A 2,246-nucleotide genomic window follows, 5' to 3' on the forward strand; every position below is an offset into this window, starting at 1 on the left:
TGGCCACGGTCACCGCGGTGGCGGCCGGGTCGTCGCCTCCACGCAGCAGGGTGGTGGCGGCCAGCAGGACGGCGGCGACCGCGGCGAGCCCCGCGGCGACGCGCGCCTCGGCGAAGGTCACGGCGGTGGCAGTGAGGCTCACCGCCACCACGACGGCACCCACGGCGGCCGTGGCCGCGGCGGCGTCGCCGAGCTCGAACCAGGGGTCGACGAGCACGCGCACGCCCATCGCGAGCGCCGCACCGGCGAGGATCAGCGCGGAGGGCACGCGCACGCGCCATGCGTCGGGGATGGGGGTCAGCGAGATCGCGACCGCGGCGATCAGCGCGATGCCGATGAGCAGCCAGACCCGGGCGGGCTCGGCCGGCACGAGCAGGCTGGGCACGTTGGCGAGCAGCAGCGCCGCGCACCACACGTACTGCTCGCCCGCCGGCCAGTCCGACCCGGCCCGGCGGCGCCGCCGCACCGCCAGCACGGCTCCGAGCCCGCAGGCGGCGGCGATCGGCAGCGTGGCGAACTCGATCTCACGGGTGCCGCCGGCGAGCACCGACACCGCTGCCACGGCCAGGGCGCCGGCCAGCGCGGTCCAGCGGGTCGCGCGGGCGAACGGTGCGTGCCCGATCGCGGCCGCGGCGAGATGCGCGGCGAGCAGCACGGCGAGTGCGATGGCCACGACGGCGCCGTGGGCGACGGAGCCGAGCACCATGAGCGAGGCCGCACCGAGCGCGATCGGCGGCAGTGCGACCGCATACCCGTGTGACGACATCCGCTCCGGCCGTGCGCCTGCGAAGCCCGCGCCCGCTCCGTACGCGACGGCGACGAGCAGCGCGAGCCAGCCCGTCTGCCAGGGCCAGGCATCCGGTGTCCAGACGATCGCGAGCTCGACCGTGGCGAGCCCGAGCGCGAGGAGGGCGATCGCCGAGCCGACCACTGCGGGCGGACGGATGCCGCGCAGCGGCGGCGACGCGAGCAGCAGGCACATGCCCGCGGCGACGAGCGCGACGACGGTGCCGAACAGTGGCTCGTCCGTCGCGGACGACAGCCCGAACACGCTCGCCCCGCCCCACGTCGCCGCCGCCGGCCAGACGAGGCCCACCGTCAGCGCGGCGCCGAGGGCCGCGCTCGCCTCGGCGCGACGGCGTAGCCGCACGAGGACGACGGCGAAGCCCGCCATCACGGCGGTCACAGGGATCGCATACGACTCCAAGGTGAAGTCGGTGTCGGGAGTGCCGGAGCCGAGAAAGGACCACCACGCCGCCCACGCCGCCACGGCCGCCGGCCAGACGAGGAGGCGCCGCAGCGCGGCACCGACCGGGACGCCGGAGCGTCGCGTGGCGAACCGGTCGTCGGCCGGGTCGATCGCGGCGGGGGCGGCCCAGCCTCGGGTGACGGATGCCGCGCCGCACGCGAGCGCGACCAGTGCGAGCAGCGCCCAGACGAGATCGGGGGCGATGCCCCAGACGATGCACAGCCCCGTCAGCAGCACGCCGAGATCGGCCGCGGTGCGCGCGCGGAGCGGAGGGAAGGCCGGTGCCGGCGGGTCGTCGAGCGGTGCTGTCGCGACCCCGACCGCGACCTCGACCCCGACCGCGGCCGGGGCGGTCGCCGGCCGACCGGCGGCCGCAGCCTCGGCAGTCGGGGCGCCGGCGGCGGAGACCGCGGAAGGGGCGCGCATCACGATCGCCGCAGCAGCGACGGTGACGAGCACCGGGCCGGCAGCCAGCACGAGCGTCGCCCAGCTCTCGTCGCTCGCGCCGGCCATGTCGAGCGCCGAATGTGCGAGCGACGCGATCGCCGGGGCGATGAGCAGGGCGGCGGCCGCCACCGCGTGTCCGCGCAGCAGCGTGCGACCGATGGCGACGAGCACCAGCAGCGCGAGGAGCGCGAGCCCCCGCACCAGCCCCAGCACCGGTTCGCCGATGGCGGCGAGGGCGGTGGTCGCGGCATCCGTCGCCACGTCGTCGGCGGCCGCGACCAGCGTCCAGACCAGCGTCAGCGTCGTGAGCGCGTAGCCCGCGACGGCGAGGCCGATGCGGCTCGGCCCGTCGATGCGCAGGAAGGAGGCCGCGGCGAGCGTCGCCAGTGCGACCCACTGCAGCAGCACCAGGGCCACGGCGGGCCCGGAGCCCGAGAGGCCCGTGGCGGCGCCGAGGGCGGCGGGCGCGATGATCGCGGCCACCACCCCGGCCCCGACGGGTGCCCGGGCCCGCAGGACGGCGAGCCGGCCCGCCGCCCGCCGGACGGCG

General features: G+C 77.7%; 1 pseudogene. It reads right to left on the reverse strand.

Features of this window, described 5'->3' with window-relative positions:
• A pseudogene (locus tag ACI3KY_RS20195) lies at nt 1-2,246 on the reverse strand (hypothetical protein); the annotation flags it as partial.

Origin of the sequence: Microbacterium sp. ZW T2_14 (assembly GCF_044987405.1) — a bacterium.
Lineage (GTDB): Bacteria > Actinomycetota > Actinomycetes > Actinomycetales > Microbacteriaceae > Microbacterium.